Raw genomic sequence first — 14,484 nt, 5'->3', positions numbered from 1 at the left:
GTCAGGACGCCATTGGCAGCGGTCCATATTTGGCTGGCGCGACGATCACCTGTTCGCTTGCCATTTCAGCCGTCGTCGACTCGTTTTGTCGCCGGGCCGTCCGATAGCGGTTCGGCGCCACGCCGACCACGCGCTTGAAGGCGTTGCTGAACGCGCTTTCCGATGTGTAGCCGAGCTGGAAGGCCAACGCCGAGACCGGCAGGCTCGCATCGCGCAAGGCGCGTTCTGCAAGCCGCATCCTCCAGGCGATCAGATAGCTGAGCGGCGCCACGCCGGTGACCGACTTGAAGCGCAGCGCAAATGTCGTGCGCGACATGCCGACAGCCTTGGCGAGCTCGCCGAGTTGCCAATTGCGGCCGGGATCGCCATGCAACATTCTCAGCGCCGGCGCAATCTGCCTGTCGCCGATGGCTCTCAACCAACCGACCGGCAGCTCGGCCGCTTCGATATATGTCCTGAGAACCTGCACGAACATCAGTTGCGCTAGCTGCCGCGACGCCACGACCGACCCCGGCTGGTCGGCGACCATTTCACGATAGAGCTGGTCGAGGATCCAGCGTAGCGCCACCGCTTCGATCGAGCCCGCGCGGACGTGGATCATGGCCGGCAACATGTCGAGCAGCAGATCGCTGGCATCTGCATCGACCGCGACATGGCCGCCGAGATAAAAGAAATCCTCGCCCTCGCCGACCCGCGCGATCCGGTCGACACGATTGCGGAATAGCGTGACAGCATCTGCAGGCGGAAGCGCAAGATCGCTCGCGAGACGGAACGGATGGCGGCCGTCGAACAGCACGACATCGCCCGCTTCAAGCCGGACCGGCTCCGCCTGGCCGTGAATCTGCAGCCAGCAGCTGCCCTTGACGATCGCGCCGCATTTGATGGCGCTCGGCTTTGGAAATTGCAGTGACCAGTTCTGCCCGGCGAAGAAACCGCCGGACATCAGGCAGCGCGCGTCGAGAAGCGTGAGCATGTCGGAAAGTGGATCGGACATCATAAGCTGAACGATGGCGCAAGTAATTCGGATTTACAAGCATTCAGAATCCCGACGCGGAGGCGTAAACAGGCTCCCAGGACGAAAGGAGACCAATTCATGACCACACCACGGGCGCCTATCGGTTCCGGTTTCGGAGCCGCCTCGACCGCAGAAGAAGTGATCCGTGGCATCGATCTGACCGGCAAGACGGTGATCGTCACAGGCGGCTATTCCGGCATAGGACTGGAAGCAGCCCGCGTCTTCCTGGCGGCAGGCGCCGAAGTGATCGTACCGGCGCGCGACCAGCAGAAGGCTAGGGCGGCTTTAGCCCCCTTCCCTGCGATCAAGCTCGAAACGCTCGACCTGATGGACCCATTGTCGATTGATGCGTTTGCCGCCCGCTTCCTCGCGTCGGGCCGACCGCTGCATATCCTGCTCAACAACGCCGCCGTGATGATGAACCCATTGACGCGCGACGCTCGCGGCTATGAATCGCAGTTTTCGACCAATCATCTCGGCCATTTCCAGCTGACGGCGCGGCTTTGGCCGGCGTTGAAGAAGGCATACAAGGCGCGCGTCATTGCCGTTTCATCACGCGGCCATGTCTTCTCGCCGGTCGATTTCGACGATCCGAATTTCGAGCGCCGCGCCTATGATCCACGCGTCTCCTACGGCCAGTCGAAGACCGCCAATGCCTTGTTTGCGCTGAAACTTGCCAGCATCGGCCTGCCCTATGATGTCAGCGCCTTTTCGCTGCATCCGGGCGGTATTCTTGCCACAAACCTGGCGCGGCATCTGCCGCCCGAGGCGATCAAGGCGTCGGGCTATGTCGATGAAGAAGGCAATTTCATCATCGATCCTGAGCGCAACATGAAGACGATCGAACAGGGCGCTGCGACCAGCGTCTGGTGCGCGACGAACCCGATGCTCGAAGGCAGGGGTGGCGTCTATTGCGAGAATTGCGATATCTCCGCCGCCCACCCGGCCGACTCCACCGACTTGCTCCGCGTCCGGCCCTGGGCCATTGATCCGGTCGCAGCCGATCGGCTATGGACGTTGAGCGAGCAGATGACTGGTGCGCGCTTCGACTAGAGTTCGCTGGCCGGCGCCGTCATTGCGACGGCACTGGCTTTCTGTTCGCGAGAAGATCGAGGACAATGCCGGCGCCATGCAGGCCCGGCGGTTCGATCGTCGACATGCGCTCGAAGATCGTGTCGAAGCCGGAGAGCATGGCGGCGCGTTCCGGCGTATCCGTGCTCAGGCGCTCCATCCAGCGAGCCAGCGCCGTCGGGCGGATGAACTCGTCGAAATATTCCGGCACGACCGGATAGTCTGCGATCAGGTTCGGCAGCGCGCCGCTCCACGCCTTGATTCGGTTCAGGACCATGCGGATGAGCACATCGGTCTTGTAGGTGGAGATCGTCGGGATGCCGGTGAGCGCCAGTTCGAGCAGCACGGTGCCGGATGCCGCGAGCGCAGCGTCTGCCTGCTCGAACACCTGCCACTTCGCGGCTTCGCCGACGAAAATCTCCGGCTTTTCGGACCAATCGGCGGTGATATCGCGGACATTGCGTTCCTGGTGCGGCACGGTCGCGAGCAGAAGCCGGAAGCGATCGCCCCTCTCCCGCATGATCCGCACCGTTTCGCCGAACAGCGGCAGCAGACGCTTGACCTCGTGGTTGCGCGAGCCAGGCAATAGCAGGATGTTCTTTTCTGCAGGCAACGCCTTGCGACGCTCGATCAGCGTTGTCCGCGCCGCCAGCAGTGACGGCAGCGCGCGCAAGCGGTGGCCGATATAGGTGGTTGGCGGTCCACCAAGCCGCACCATGGCCTCGGGCTCGAAGGGCAGCACGGCCAGCACATGGTCGACATAGCCGCGCATGCGCGGCGCGCGATATTCCTTCCAGGCCCAGACGCTCGGACAGACATAATCGACCACAAGCAGGTCCGGCAGCGTTTCCCGGACCTTCTTCGCGACGCGATGGGTGAAGTCGGGGCTGTCGATGATCAGCAGCATGTCGGGCCGCGCCGCGATGATCGCATCGGCTGTCTTGCGGATGAGCGATAGAAGCCGCGGCAGGTTCCTGACCACGGCGACGAAGCCCATGATGTTGATCTCTGCGAAATCGAAGAGCGACACCAAGCCCTGCTCGGCCAGCGCCGGCCCACCGACGCCAACAAGCGCGACTTCCCGCCCGGTCCTGGCTTTAAGCGCTGCAATCAGGTCGGCGCCCAGCAGGTCGCCCGAGGATTCGCCGGCAACCACGGCAACCTTCAGCGCCGGCCCAGTCATGGCTCACCGCCGATCGATGCCGGATCGATGCCAGTGACGAACATGCCATGGCTATCCGCGAAGGCCCTCACCTCCTGAGCGTCGAGCAGCAGCGATCGCCCAGCCTCGAGCGCCACGCCAGCCAGTCCGGCAGCCTCGGCATTGCGGATGGTCGCCAGACCGGCTGAGGGCAGGTCGACACGCACATCCTGTTGCAGCTTGCAGAGTTTTACCAGCACCCCGCGGCGACTGGCCGAAATGCGTCCCGCCGCCTTGAGATCAGCGACACGCCCCACCATGGCGTCGGTGCCTTCCGGCCCTTCGAGCGCCACCACCCTGCCCCCGACGGCGACGGCCCCCTGCCCTATGTCGAGGCTGCCGATCATTCGCGCCGCTTTCACGGCGGCAGCGATGTCCCTGGCGTCGGCATCGGACGGCGCAATCTTTCCAACGGGCCCGATTTCGGCGAGCAGCGACGGTGCCACGTCCTGGACGCTGATCACCTTGCGCTTGCCGTTTTCGAGCAGCGCGATCACCGCGGTGAGCACGGCATTGTCGCCGCCGCCGGCAAGCAGCCGGATCATTCGCGGGATCCTGAACAGGCTGCCGATGCCGAGCCGCATTTCGCGGAGTGGCGGGCGACGCGATACGCCGCCGGACATTATGATCCGGTCGACGCCAAGCCTGTCTGCTTGTTGCTTGAAATGCGAGATTTCGCCGATGCCGATCTTCATGTGGTCGAAACCAGACCAGTCCACTGCCGGTTCGCCCTTGAGCACGAAGATAAAAGGATTGTCGTCCCTGTCGCGCGCCGCTTCGGCGACATAAAGCGGCAGCTTGCCGCTGCCCGCGATGATCGCCAGCCGGCCGCGTTCAACCTGCTGGCCCATCAGGTTCTCCGGTCAGGGTTTCGGCCGGTTGGGTGACGACAGCGCCCGCTCGGCGTCAGCCGCGATGAAGTCGAGGATTTCAAGCACTTCCTTGCAATCGAGATATTTTTCTCGGATCGCGGCTGCGGCGACACGAACGGCTTCCTCGCCCTCGAATATCTCCTTATAGGCCTTGCGGACCTTGTGAATCGTCTCGCGCGAAATGCCGGCGCGGCTCATGCCGACAACGTTCAGGCCGCTCAGCACGCCCGGATTGCCGTTCAGAATGCCGTAGGGGATCACGTCATAGGCCACGCCGGTCAAGCCGCCGATGAAGGCCTGGCGGCCGACGCGGCTGAACTGATGCACGGCCGAACCGCCGCCGAAGATCGCCCTGTCCTCGACCGTCACATGGCCGGCAAGCAGGACATTGTTTGAGAGGATGATGTGATTGCCGAGCTTGCAGTCATGGGCGACGTGGCTATAGGCGAGAAACAGGTTGTTGTCGCCCACGGTCGTGATGCCGCCGCCATCAACCGTGCCGGTGTTCATCGTCACACCTTCACGGATCGTATTGTTGCTGCCGATGACAAGGCGCGTTTCCTCACCACTGTGATGGACGCTTTGCGGATCGGCGCCGATCACTGCATTCGGGAAAATCCTGTTGCTGTTGCCCAGCGTCGTCAGGCCGGTGACAACGACATGGCTCACGAGCTCCACATCATTGCCGAGCACGACTTTCGGGCCGACATGACAGAAAGGGCCGATCGTCACATTGTCACCGATCACCGCGCCGTCTTCGACGATCGACAGCGGATGAATACGCGCCGACTGAGATATAGTGGTCATTCTTTGCCCTTGGCCATCATCATGGCACCGACATCAGCCTCGGCGACGAGCTGTCCGTCGACCTTCGCGTCGCAATGATACTTCCAGATATTGCCGCGCTGCTTCTGCTTCGTCACATGGAATTCGACGCGGTCGCCGGGAACGACCGGCCTGCGGAAGCGGGCATTGTCAATGGTCATGAAATAGACGAGATCGGAACCGCCGCCGCGTTTGAGTGCGCAAATCGCGCCCGCTGTCTGCGCCATGGCCTCGACGAGCAAGACGCCGGGCATGATCGGCTGATCCGGAAAGTGGCCGGTGAATTGCGGCTCGTTGAAAGTGACGTTCTTGATCCCAATCGCAGAATCATCGCCGTTGATCTCGATGATCCTGTCGATCATGAGAAACGGATAGCGATGCGGCAACAATTTCATGATTGCGGTAATATCCAATGCGGTGAGGACTTTGCCGTTTTCCTCGCTCATTTGGTCCGTTCCCCCTTACCCTTGTAATCCGATCTCTGCATGATCTCCGCGATGTCGCGCATGAAACTCTTGTACGGCCGCGCCGGAATGCCTCCGTATTGCTGTCCAGCCGGAATGTCGGTGATCACGCCGCTCATCGCCGCGATCTGCACGCCCGAGCCGATGGTGATATGGCCCTTGATGGCGCAGGCGCCGCCGATCTGTACCCCATCGCCGATGATGGCGCTACCGGCAATTCCGACACCGGAAACAATGGCGCAATGCCTGCCAATCCGGACGTTGTGCGCGATCTGCACCTGATTGTCGATCTTCGTGCCTTCGCCGATGACGGTGTCATCCATGGTGCCGCGGTCGATGGTGGTGTTGGCGCCGACCTCGACATTGTCCTGAATGATGACCCGGCCGATCTGGACGATCTTCTCCATGCCAGCACGGCCCGGCGCATAGCCATAACCGTCCTGGCCGATGCGGGCACCGTTGTGGATAATAACGCCGTTTCCAAGATAAGCGCAGATGACGCTGGCACCTGCAGCGATCGAACAATTCCGGCCGATCTTGACGTCATGGCCGATCACGGCCGCAGCCCCGATCCTAGTTCCCGAACCGATCCTGGCATGAGCGCCGATGACAGCCATCGGTTCGACCGTGACATTTTCCTCGAGCACAGCCGTCGGGTCGACAAAGGCGCTCGGATGAACGCCCTCGCCGCTGACATTCGGCTTTGGCTGCATGGCATCGGGATGCAGCAGCGCCCCAGCCTTGGCAAAGGCGGTATGCGGATCGACGCCAATGAGCACGGTCACATGCGACGGGATCCGCGCAGCCAGTGCTTCGGCGCAGATCACCGCCGTAGCCTCGCAGGTATCGAACTCGCCGAGGCCGCGCTTGGAAAGGATATAGCAGATATCGCCGTCCTTGGCGCGATAAACGGGAGCGACGGCTCTGACCTGCCTGCTGGCCGCATCCGGATTCATCAAGCGCAGATCGAGGGCATGGGCAAAATCATCAAGCCGCATGCCCCCATGAGGCGGAAAGAACTCCGAATGGGTCATCACATACCATTCCAGAGCGCGCCTCTAAAGCCGCCCTGGACCGAATTGTTAGAACGAGGTCGAGATGCCGAACTTCAGACGCTGCTGAATGTCGAAGTCCTGCTTCATGAAGGGAATGGCATAGTCGACACGCAGCGGGCCGAACGGCGACGCCCAGATCAAGCTCGCACCGGCCGAAGCGCGCAGGTTCATATCCACACCCTGCGGATCCTTGCCCTTGACCTTTACATCGTTGCCATAAAGCGTGCCGGCATCCATGAACAAGCCGCCGCGGAAGCCGGAATCCACCGAAACACCCGGCAGCGGGAACGTCACTTCGGCCGAAGCCACAAAGTAGGTCGTGCCGCCAAGCGGGTCCTGGTTGCGAATCATGCGCGGACCGATACCGGTATCGGCAAAGCCACGGATATCGTTGGAGTCCAGGCTGAACTGGTCGAAGACATGCAACTGGCCGCCATTGAGCGCGGTCACGTAGCCGGCCGAACCTGACAGCGATCCGACCATGTCCCAATCATCCGACATCGTGTAATAACCGCGCACCTTGCCGCTGACTTTGTAGAAACGCGAATCTCCACCAAGGCCGGCGATTTCGTTGGTCAGCGAGGCGACGATACCTTCATGCGGCAGCGTCTGCGTGTCCAGCGTATTGTAGTTCAAGGAGTTGGAAACCGACGAGGTGACCCACGGGCTCCGGTGCACCAAATGACGATAGGGTTCGGACAGAGCACGTATGTTGTCCGAGGTATAATCCATCGATTTATAGTTGTAGCGGAACGTGGTCGTCAGATCGTTGTTGATCGGCGCCGTGACGCGCAGCGAGAAACCATTGTCCTGATAGTCGTAGTTGTCGTAAATCTGGCTTTCCGACCTGAAGATATCGAAGCCCGCCGCGAGCCGGTAACCGAGGAAATACGGCTCGGTGAACGAGAGCGTATAGTTGCGCGTCAGCGCACCGCCGCTTGCCGACACGCGAATATACTGACCGCGGCCGAGGAAGTTCTTTTCTTCGATCGAAGCTTCGACGATGAAGCCTTCGCCGCCGGTCGCATAACCGGCGCCAATACCGAAATTGCCGGTCGACTGATCGGCGACATCGACGATGACGACGACGCGGTCCGGCGCGCTGCCCGGCTGGGTGGTGATATTGACCGAGCTGAAATAACCCAGACGCTCAAGCCGGCGCTTGGCCTCTGCGAGCTCCTGTTGATTGAACGCATCACCTTCGCTGATATCGAATTCGCGACGGATGACGTAATCGCGCGTCGACGTATTGCCGCGAATTTCGATACGCTCGACATAGCCGCGCTCGCCCTGGTCGACGAGATAATCGACGGCGATCGTCTTGTTGGCCATGTCGCGGTTGCCGCGCGGCGTGACGCGTGCAAACGGATAGCCCGCCGCGGCAACACGCTTCGAAATCGCATCCAGAGAATCCTGGACGTCGCGTGCACGATAGGTGCTGCCTTCCTGGCTGTCCGCAAGGCTCTTCAGATCGTCGGCATTGACACCTTCGACCGTGCTCTCGACCTGAACCGGCCCGAACTTGTAACGCTCGCCTTCGTCGACGACAAAATTGATCGTGTACTTGTTGGTCGACGGATCAAGCTGTGCATTGGACGAGATGACGCGGAAATCCGGATAGCCGTGGTTATAGTAGAACTGGCGCAGCGCCTCTTCGTCGGCACGCAGCTTGTCCGCGTCATAAATGTCCGTGCGGGTGATGAACGAGAACCAACCGGTCTGCTTCGTCGCGATCACGGCGCGCAACCGGAAGCCGCTATAGTGCGTATTGCCGGTGAAGTTGATGTCTTCGATCTTGGTGCGATCGCCCTCATTGATGACGAAAGCGAGGTTGACGCGGCCATTGCCGACCGGCGCGGTCTGCGTGGTGATCTGCACGTCGGAGCGGCCGATCGCGGCATAGGCGCGACGAATGGACTGAATATCAGCCTCGACGATGGCCTCGCTGTATGGGCCAAGCGGCTGAGTCTTCACCAAAGTGACGAGCTTGTCGTCCTTGATCTTGCGGTTGCCGTTGAAGACCACCTGATTGATCAGCATGTTCTCGTTGACGGTGACCACCAGCGTGCTGCCGGAGACATTGATGCGCACGTCGGAGAAGAAGCCCGTCGCATAGAGCCGCTTGATCGACATATCGATATCGGCGGCCGAGAAATTCTTGCCAGGCGTGATCGTCAGGTTGGCGCGGACCGTGTCAGCGCCGACGCGCTGGGCGCCCTTCACCTCGATATTGCGGATGACCGCAGCCTCAGAAATGGTCGGCGTCACCAGCACCATGGTTCCAGCAGAAGTCAAGACGCTGGCCGTAATCGCCAGGATCGATACCGCGTTCCGAAATCTAGAACTACCATTCATTTTAACGTCTTACCTTTTCCGTTACACGGCTACCGGCATGCGGCCGCAGAGGGCCACTTTTGCCGTTTTACCTGCTTTTTCCTTACAAGCAAGTGAGTTGGTTAAATTCTATTTACTTCGTTTCAATGCGTGGCCTATCGGCCACTTTAGCATCGAAACAAGGTAAATTTTCCCTTGCTTATCCGAAACTTCCCCTTACCCGAGCGAAGCGGCTATATCGTTCCAGGTTGCAAAAACCATCAGACACAACACAAGCGCAAGCCCCACCTTGAATGCAACACCCTGCGCCATTTCTCCGAGGGGCCGTCCCCTCAGCGCCTCGATCGCATAAAACAATAAATGGCCGCCATCAAGTACCGGTATCGGCATCAGATTAAGTAACCCGATCGATACCGACAGGAACGCTGCCAAGCTCATCAGCGGGACAAATCCAAGCGTGGCAACCTGTCCCGAAACTTGGGCGACGCGGATCGGACCGCCGATCTGGTCCGGTTTCAGCCGCGCGGTAAGCAGATTGCCGATATAATCGAAGGTCCCTGTGACAATATTCCACGTCTCCATGGTCGCCTGGGCGACCGCTTCCAAAGGCGAATACCGAATCAGATGCCGGCTACCGTCAGCCGCGCCTCCCTCGACTCCGATCGTTGGCACGTCGATCTTGTTGCCAAAGGGATCCTTGCGCGCCATCACTTTCGGCACGACACGCAGGCTGACATCCTTGTCCATGCGTTTGACGGTCAGCACGATCGGGATATCAGGGCGTGCCGTGACATAGCGGACCAGGTCATCGAAGGTGTCGATCGACCGGCCGTCGGCAGCGAGGATATAATCGCCCTTCTGTATACCGGCGACCGCGGCCGGCGAGTTCTGCTCGACTCCAGTGACCACCGGATCGACGATATAGCGGCCGACAGTCATGAAGATCAGCGACAGGATGAAGATCGACAGGACGAAATTGGCGATCGGCCCAGCGGCGACCGTGGCCGCCCGTTTCCACAGTGCTGCGCCGAGAAAAGTCTTGGCGCGCTCCTCCGGCGGCAGTTCCTCGACCGCATCGAAATCGGGCCGGCTCGATGCATCCTCATCGCCATAGAATCGCACATAGCCGCCAAGCGGCACGGCCGAGACCTTCCAGCGCGTTCCACGGCGATCGGTAAAGCCGACAAGCTCTGGGCCGAATCCGAGCGAGAAGGCCATGATCTTGATGCCGCACCAGCGGCCGACCAGGTAGTGGCCCATCTCGTGAATGACGACGATGATCGAGATGACCAGGACAAACGCCGGTATCATCAGCACCAACGGGTTTTCAGCCAAACCGCTCATCATCCCAACCCTTTATTCCCCTGTCCGACGCCTGGAGATCATTGACCGATCACCAGGCTGCCGGCGTCCTTCACCAGGCTGCCGCTTGCGACAGCCAGGGCCAACCCGCCTAGAAATGCCACAAAGCAGGCAAAAACAAGTCCGTCAACCCGGTCCATCACACCGCCATGGCCGGGAATCAGGCGACTCGAATCCTTGACGCGAAAGCGTCGCTTGATCCAGGATTCGAAGAGATCGCCAATCTGCGAGGCGACCGACAGCAGAAGGCAGATGGCGGCAAGCCCCAGACTGACCGGCTGATGCGCCAAAAAGATCACCAACAACCCGCCCGCGACACCCGCCACCGCGCCACCGATCGCGCCGGACCAGGTCTTTCCCGGCGAAATGGGGGGCGCCAGCTTTGGCCCGCCAATGGCACGGCCGACGAAATAGGCCAGAATATCGGTCGACCAGACAATCCCGAACAGAAAGAGAATTGTGATCAGACCGCCGCCCGTCGTTCCGCGCAATGCCGCCAGCGACAGGCCGGAAAGACCAGAATAGWACAGGCCGCCGGCCAGCCAGTAGCCGCGCCGCCGGATCGCGGCAATGATGATCGCAACAACTGTAAAGCCAATGAGCAAGACCAGGCTCGATATGTAGCCGCTTCCGGCGCCGTGAAAGATATATTCGACGGCAACCACGACGACCCCGGCAAAGCCGAAAGCAGTGAGCCGGCTTCTGCGCGACTGGCCGGTGATCGTCACCCATTCATAGAAGATCAGGATGGAAATCAGCGCCGCCAGCAGGCTGAACACCATGCCGCCGATCCAGGTCGCGGCAAGCACCACGACAGCGAGCACGATGCCGGAAATGATGCGTAGCCTGAGCTCTGGGCTCATTATGACACCGCGGCGGCGAGACCGCCGAATCGCCGTTCGCGCCCAGAATATTTGGCGATTGCAGCATAGAAGGTCTCGCGGCTGAAATCCGGCCAGAATTCCGGCACGAACAGAAGTTCGGTATAAGCCGACTGCCAGAGCAGGAAATTGGAAAGCCGTTCCTCGCCGGAGGTCCGGATCAAGAGGTCGGGATCGGGCATGCCATAGGTGTCGAGCTCGCGATCGAGCGCCACCGCATCGATTTGCTCGGGCCGCATCGCGCCGCTCTGCACCTTCAATGCAAGCTTCCGGGCGGCGCGTGCGATCTCGTCGCGCGAACCGTAATTGAAGGCGATGACGAGCGTCAGCCCGGTATTGTCGCGGGTGGTTTCCTCCGCTTCCAGGAGAAGCGGCAGGATATCGCCCCTGAGATTGTCGCGCGAACCGATCACGCGGATGCGGACGTTTTGCGCATGCAATTCGGCGAGGTCGCGGCGGAYGAAGGCTTTCAACAGACCCATGAGGTCGTTGACCTCCGTCTCCGGCCGGGTCCAATTCTCCGAAGAGAAGGCGAAAAGCGTCAGATAGGAAATACCGACGTCACCTGCGACCCTCACCGCCTCGCGGACAGCTTCCACGCCCTTGCGGTGGCCCATGGTGCGCGGCAGGCCGCGTTGTTTGGCCCAGCGGCCATTGCCATCCATGATGATGGCGACATGAGCAGGGACCTTCGCGGTCAGATTTGCATCCATCTGTAGCTTCTGCCTCCTGATCGAGGAACGATCCCCGACATTAAACCTGCATGATTTCCTTTTCCTTATCGTGAAGCAAGCGATCGATCTCTGAAATCGTCTCGTCCGTCATCTTCTGCACTTTTTCGGAATTGGAACGGCTGTCATCCTGGCTCATATCGCCGTCCTTTTCGGCTTTTTTAAAGCCGTCCATGCCGTCGCGACGAACATTTCGCACCGCGATCTTGGCCTTTTCGGCATAGTCATGCGCGACCTTCACCAGCGACTTGCGGCGCTCTTCGTTGAGCTCCGGCAGCGGGATGCGCATGTTCTGACCTTCGATGATCGGGTTGAGACCGAGATTGGACTCACGGATCGCCGTTTCTACCGCCTTGACCATCGAGCGGTCCCAGACATTGACGGCCAGCATACGCGGCTCGGGCACGGTGATATTGGCCACCTGGTTGAGCGGCACACGCGAGCCGTAGGCCTCGACCTGCACCGGATCAAGGACATTGGCGGAGGCACGGCCGGTTCTCAGCGAGGCGATGTCAGCCTTGAACGCGGCGACGCCGCCTTCCATGCGGCGCTTCAGCTCTTTGAGATCGATATTGGAATTCGTAGCCATTTTCTGTCTCCCTGGCCGGCGCCCGACCGCCGGCACACTTCTTTAGTTGTCTTTAACGATCGTCCTGCGGCCACCGCCGGTCAGGATCTTCGCGAATTCGCCCTTCTCATGGATCGAAAAGACGATGATCGGGATGTGATTTTCGCGCGCAAGAGCGACGGCTGCAACATCCATGACAGCCAGGCCTTTTTCAAGCATTTCCGTGTGCGTGAGCGTATCGAAACGGGTCGCATCCGGCACTTTCTTCGGATCGGCGGAATAGATGCCGTCGACCTGGGTCGCCTTGAAGATCGCCTCTGCCCCCATTTCAGCGCCGCGCAGGGCGGCAGCCGAATCGGTGGTGAAGAACGGATTGCCGGTGCCGCCGGCGAAGATCACCACGCGGCCGAGCGACAGATGATAGAGCGTTGCCCGCTGCGAGAAGCTCTCGCAGATTTCTGGCATGGCGATGGCCGAGAGCACGACGGTGTCGATGTCGAGCTTGCGCAGCGAGGTGGCAAGCGCCAGCGCGTTGATCACGGTCGCCAGCATGCCCATATGGTCGCCGGTCACGCGGTCTCCGCCCTTGGACGCCACCGCCACGCCGCGGAAAATGTTGCCGCCGCCGACCACGACGCCGACTTCCACCCCGAGCGCCCGCGCTTCGGCGATATCGCCGGCAATGCGGTCGGCCACCGTCACATCGATGCCGAAGCCCTGCGAACCCATGAGGGCTTCACCGGATGCCTTGAGCAGAACCCGTTTGTAGATCGCTTCTGATGTCATGTTTTCCCCGTTTCGCCGGACCTGGTTGCCGCGCGCCCGATGCTTCAGGCGGGCGTGGCCAATCTCAGTGCTGCCAGTTGCGGCGAGATTGGAGCTTAGACGCGAGAGTCTTGAAGTTCTTCGAGCCGGATACACGAAGGGCATCGCGTTGTCACGCGATGCCCGACTTATTTGCACGGTTCTTGATGAACCTAATGTTACTTCTTCACCGCAGCCGCGACTTCGGCGGCGAAATCGGTCTGTTCCTTCTCGACGCCTTCGCCGAGCTGCAGGCGAACCATGCCGGTGACTTCGATCTTCTCGCCGGCGAGCTCCTCGGCATCCTTGACAGCCTGGCCGACAGTGATGTCGGGATTGATGACGAAAGCCTGCGACAGCAGCGCCACTTCCTCGAAGAACTTGCGCATGCGGCCATCCACCATCTTTTCGATGATGTTGTCCGGCTTGCCGGAGGCGCGGGACTGTTCGATGAACACGTTGCGCTCACGTTCTGCGACGGCCGGGTCGACTTCTTCCGGGCGGATGGCCAGCGGATTGGTCGCGGCAATGTGCATGGCGATCTGGCGGCCGAGCGAGTAGAGCACTTCCTTGTCGCCCAGCGACTTCAGGGCTACGAGCACGCCGAGCTTGCCGATGCCGTCGCCGGCAGCATTGTGGATATAGGTGGCGACAAGGCCATGCTCGACATGCAGCAGGGCGGAGCGGCGCAGCTGCATATTCTCGCCGATCGTGGCGACAGCGTCCTTGATCGTGTCCTCGACGGTCTTGCCGGTGGCCGGGTAGATCGCCTGGGCGACCGCCTCGACGGTGCCGTCGGTGCCGATGGCGACATTGGCAACGCCGCGGACGAGTTCCTGGAAGGCTTCGTTGCGGGCAACGAAGTCGGTTTCGGAATTGACTTCGACAGCCACGGCCTTGGTGCCGGCGCTGACGACGCCGATCAGGCCTTCCGCAGCGGTGCGGCCGGACTTCTTGTCGGCCTTGGCGATGCCCTTGGCGCGCAGCCAGTCGATGGCTGCTTCGATGTCGCCGTCGGTCTCAGTCAGCGCCTTCTTGCAATCCATCATGCCGGCGCCGGACTTTTCGCGCAGGGTCTTGACCAGGTCAGCGGTAATAGCAGTCATTTTGAACCTCTTTATTTGGCGAAGCGCGGTTCATTTCGGGTGGAACGACGCGGACTTCGCGCATGCGGACGGAGTTTAGCCAAACGCGTGACAGGCATGTGACAGGCTGGGAAGCGGCCTTTGGATATCAACACCATGCGGCAAGCGCCGGATAAGGGAAGGGCAAAGGCCATAGTCGCGAAATGCGTCATGGCC

Annotated in this window: 14 protein-coding genes; 1 reads left to right on the top strand and 13 read right to left on the bottom strand. The window is 60.8% G+C overall.

What is annotated here, in order from left to right:
* Nucleotide 1 precedes the first annotated feature (1 nt).
* Nucleotides 2-994 carry an AraC family transcriptional regulator gene (locus AC1DYF_RS11775; protein ID WP_477876919.1) on the bottom strand — a complete coding sequence of 331 codons (993 nt, stop codon included), beginning with the start codon at nt 992-994 and terminating at the stop codon, nt 2-4.
* A gap of 99 nt (nt 995-1,093) precedes the next feature.
* Between AC1DYF_RS11775 and AC1DYF_RS11770 the strand changes: the two genes are divergently transcribed.
* Nucleotides 1,094-2,068 (top strand): SDR family NAD(P)-dependent oxidoreductase, encoded by a 975-nt coding sequence (locus AC1DYF_RS11770; RefSeq protein ID WP_477876918.1) that lies wholly within the window; start codon nt 1,094-1,096, stop codon nt 2,066-2,068.
* Nucleotides 2,069-2,087: 19 nt separating this feature from the next.
* On the opposite strand, the gene AC1DYF_RS11765 is transcribed toward AC1DYF_RS11770, so the two are convergent.
* The 12 genes from AC1DYF_RS11765 to tsf form a co-directional block, all read right to left on the bottom strand.
* Entirely contained in the window at nt 2,088-3,269 is a 1,182-nt protein-coding gene (locus AC1DYF_RS11765) for a lipid-A-disaccharide synthase (RefSeq protein ID WP_477876917.1), read from the bottom strand.
* Complete coding sequence (locus AC1DYF_RS11760) at nt 3,266-4,138, bottom strand: LpxI family protein (RefSeq protein ID WP_477876916.1); 873 nt, start codon at nt 4,136-4,138, stop codon at nt 3,266-3,268. Before AC1DYF_RS11760 ends, AC1DYF_RS11765 begins: the two co-directional genes overlap by 4 nt.
* A gap of 12 nt (nt 4,139-4,150) precedes the next feature.
* Nucleotides 4,151-4,966 (bottom strand): acyl-ACP--UDP-N-acetylglucosamine O-acyltransferase, encoded by an 816-nt coding sequence (lpxA, locus tag AC1DYF_RS11755; protein ID WP_477876915.1) that lies wholly within the window; start codon nt 4,964-4,966, stop codon nt 4,151-4,153.
* A complete protein-coding gene (fabZ, locus tag AC1DYF_RS11750; RefSeq protein ID WP_477876914.1) occupies nt 4,963-5,430 on the bottom strand; it encodes a 3-hydroxyacyl-ACP dehydratase FabZ in 468 nt (155 codons plus the stop codon). Before fabZ ends, lpxA begins: the two co-directional genes overlap by 4 nt.
* Nucleotides 5,427-6,482 (bottom strand): UDP-3-O-(3-hydroxymyristoyl)glucosamine N-acyltransferase, encoded by a 1,056-nt coding sequence (gene lpxD / locus AC1DYF_RS11745; protein ID WP_477876913.1) that lies wholly within the window; start codon nt 6,480-6,482, stop codon nt 5,427-5,429. Before lpxD ends, fabZ begins: the two co-directional genes overlap by 4 nt.
* A 48-nt stretch (nt 6,483-6,530) precedes the next feature.
* Nucleotides 6,531-8,858, bottom strand: coding sequence for an outer membrane protein assembly factor BamA (gene bamA, locus AC1DYF_RS11740; RefSeq protein ID WP_477876912.1), 2,328 nt, complete (start codon nt 8,856-8,858; stop codon nt 6,531-6,533).
* A gap of 195 nt (nt 8,859-9,053) precedes the next feature.
* A complete protein-coding gene (rseP, locus tag AC1DYF_RS11735) occupies nt 9,054-10,181 on the bottom strand; it encodes an RIP metalloprotease RseP (RefSeq protein WP_477876911.1) in 1,128 nt (375 codons plus the stop codon).
* 38 nt (nt 10,182-10,219) lie between these two features.
* Nucleotides 10,220-11,062: a phosphatidate cytidylyltransferase gene (locus AC1DYF_RS11730; RefSeq protein WP_477876910.1), complete on the bottom strand. Its 843-nt coding sequence runs from the start codon at nt 11,060-11,062 to the stop codon at nt 10,220-10,222.
* Nucleotides 11,062-11,793: an isoprenyl transferase gene (locus AC1DYF_RS11725; protein ID WP_477876909.1), complete on the bottom strand. Its 732-nt coding sequence runs from the start codon at nt 11,791-11,793 to the stop codon at nt 11,062-11,064. The genes AC1DYF_RS11730 and AC1DYF_RS11725 overlap by 1 nt, the downstream gene beginning before the upstream one ends.
* Before the next feature lie 40 nt (nt 11,794-11,833).
* Nucleotides 11,834-12,400 carry a ribosome recycling factor gene (frr, locus tag AC1DYF_RS11720; protein ID WP_477876908.1) on the bottom strand — a complete coding sequence of 189 codons (567 nt, stop codon included), beginning with the start codon at nt 12,398-12,400 and terminating at the stop codon, nt 11,834-11,836.
* A 42-nt stretch (nt 12,401-12,442) separates the two neighbouring features.
* Nucleotides 12,443-13,165 (bottom strand): UMP kinase, encoded by a 723-nt coding sequence (pyrH, locus tag AC1DYF_RS11715; protein WP_477876907.1) that lies wholly within the window; start codon nt 13,163-13,165, stop codon nt 12,443-12,445.
* A gap of 197 nt (nt 13,166-13,362) precedes the next feature.
* The gene (gene tsf, locus AC1DYF_RS11710) at nt 13,363-14,289 is read right to left on the bottom strand and encodes a translation elongation factor Ts (RefSeq protein WP_477876906.1); all 927 of its coding nucleotides are present in this window, start codon (nt 14,287-14,289) and stop codon (nt 13,363-13,365) included.
* Nucleotides 14,290-14,484 lie beyond the last annotated feature (195 nt).

The sequence above is a fragment of the Rhizobium sp. P2_G9 genome (assembly GCF_056403475.1).
This window is presented reverse-complemented; position numbering and strand designations above follow the sequence as displayed.

Excerpts from the sequence above, each read along its gene's own strand:
- AC1DYF_RS11775 (WP_477876919.1), bottom strand. The coding sequence starts at position 994 with ATGTCCGATCCACTTTCCGACATGCTCACGCTTCTCGACGCGCGCTGC.
- AC1DYF_RS11770 (WP_477876918.1), top strand. The coding sequence starts at position 1,094 with ATGACCACACCACGGGCGCCTATCGGTTCCGGTTTCGGAGCCGCCTCG.
- AC1DYF_RS11765 (WP_477876917.1), bottom strand. The coding sequence starts at position 3,269 with ATGACTGGGCCGGCGCTGAAGGTTGCCGTGGTTGCCGGCGAATCCTCG.
- AC1DYF_RS11760 (WP_477876916.1), bottom strand. The coding sequence starts at position 4,138 with ATGGGCCAGCAGGTTGAACGCGGCCGGCTGGCGATCATCGCGGGCAGC.
- lpxA (WP_477876915.1), bottom strand. The coding sequence starts at position 4,966 with ATGACCACTATATCTCAGTCGGCGCGTATTCATCCGCTGTCGATCGTC.
- fabZ (WP_477876914.1), bottom strand. The coding sequence starts at position 5,430 with ATGAGCGAGGAAAACGGCAAAGTCCTCACCGCATTGGATATTACCGCA.
- lpxD (WP_477876913.1), bottom strand. The coding sequence starts at position 6,482 with ATGACCCATTCGGAGTTCTTTCCGCCTCATGGGGGCATGCGGCTTGAT.
- bamA (WP_477876912.1), bottom strand. The coding sequence starts at position 8,858 with ATGAATGGTAGTTCTAGATTTCGGAACGCGGTATCGATCCTGGCGATT.
- rseP (WP_477876911.1), bottom strand. The coding sequence starts at position 10,181 with ATGAGCGGTTTGGCTGAAAACCCGTTGGTGCTGATGATACCGGCGTTT.
- frr (WP_477876908.1), bottom strand. The coding sequence starts at position 12,400 with ATGGCTACGAATTCCAATATCGATCTCAAAGAGCTGAAGCGCCGCATG.
- pyrH (WP_477876907.1), bottom strand. The coding sequence starts at position 13,165 with ATGACATCAGAAGCGATCTACAAACGGGTTCTGCTCAAGGCATCCGGT.
- tsf (WP_477876906.1), bottom strand. The coding sequence starts at position 14,289 with ATGACTGCTATTACCGCTGACCTGGTCAAGACCCTGCGCGAAAAGTCC.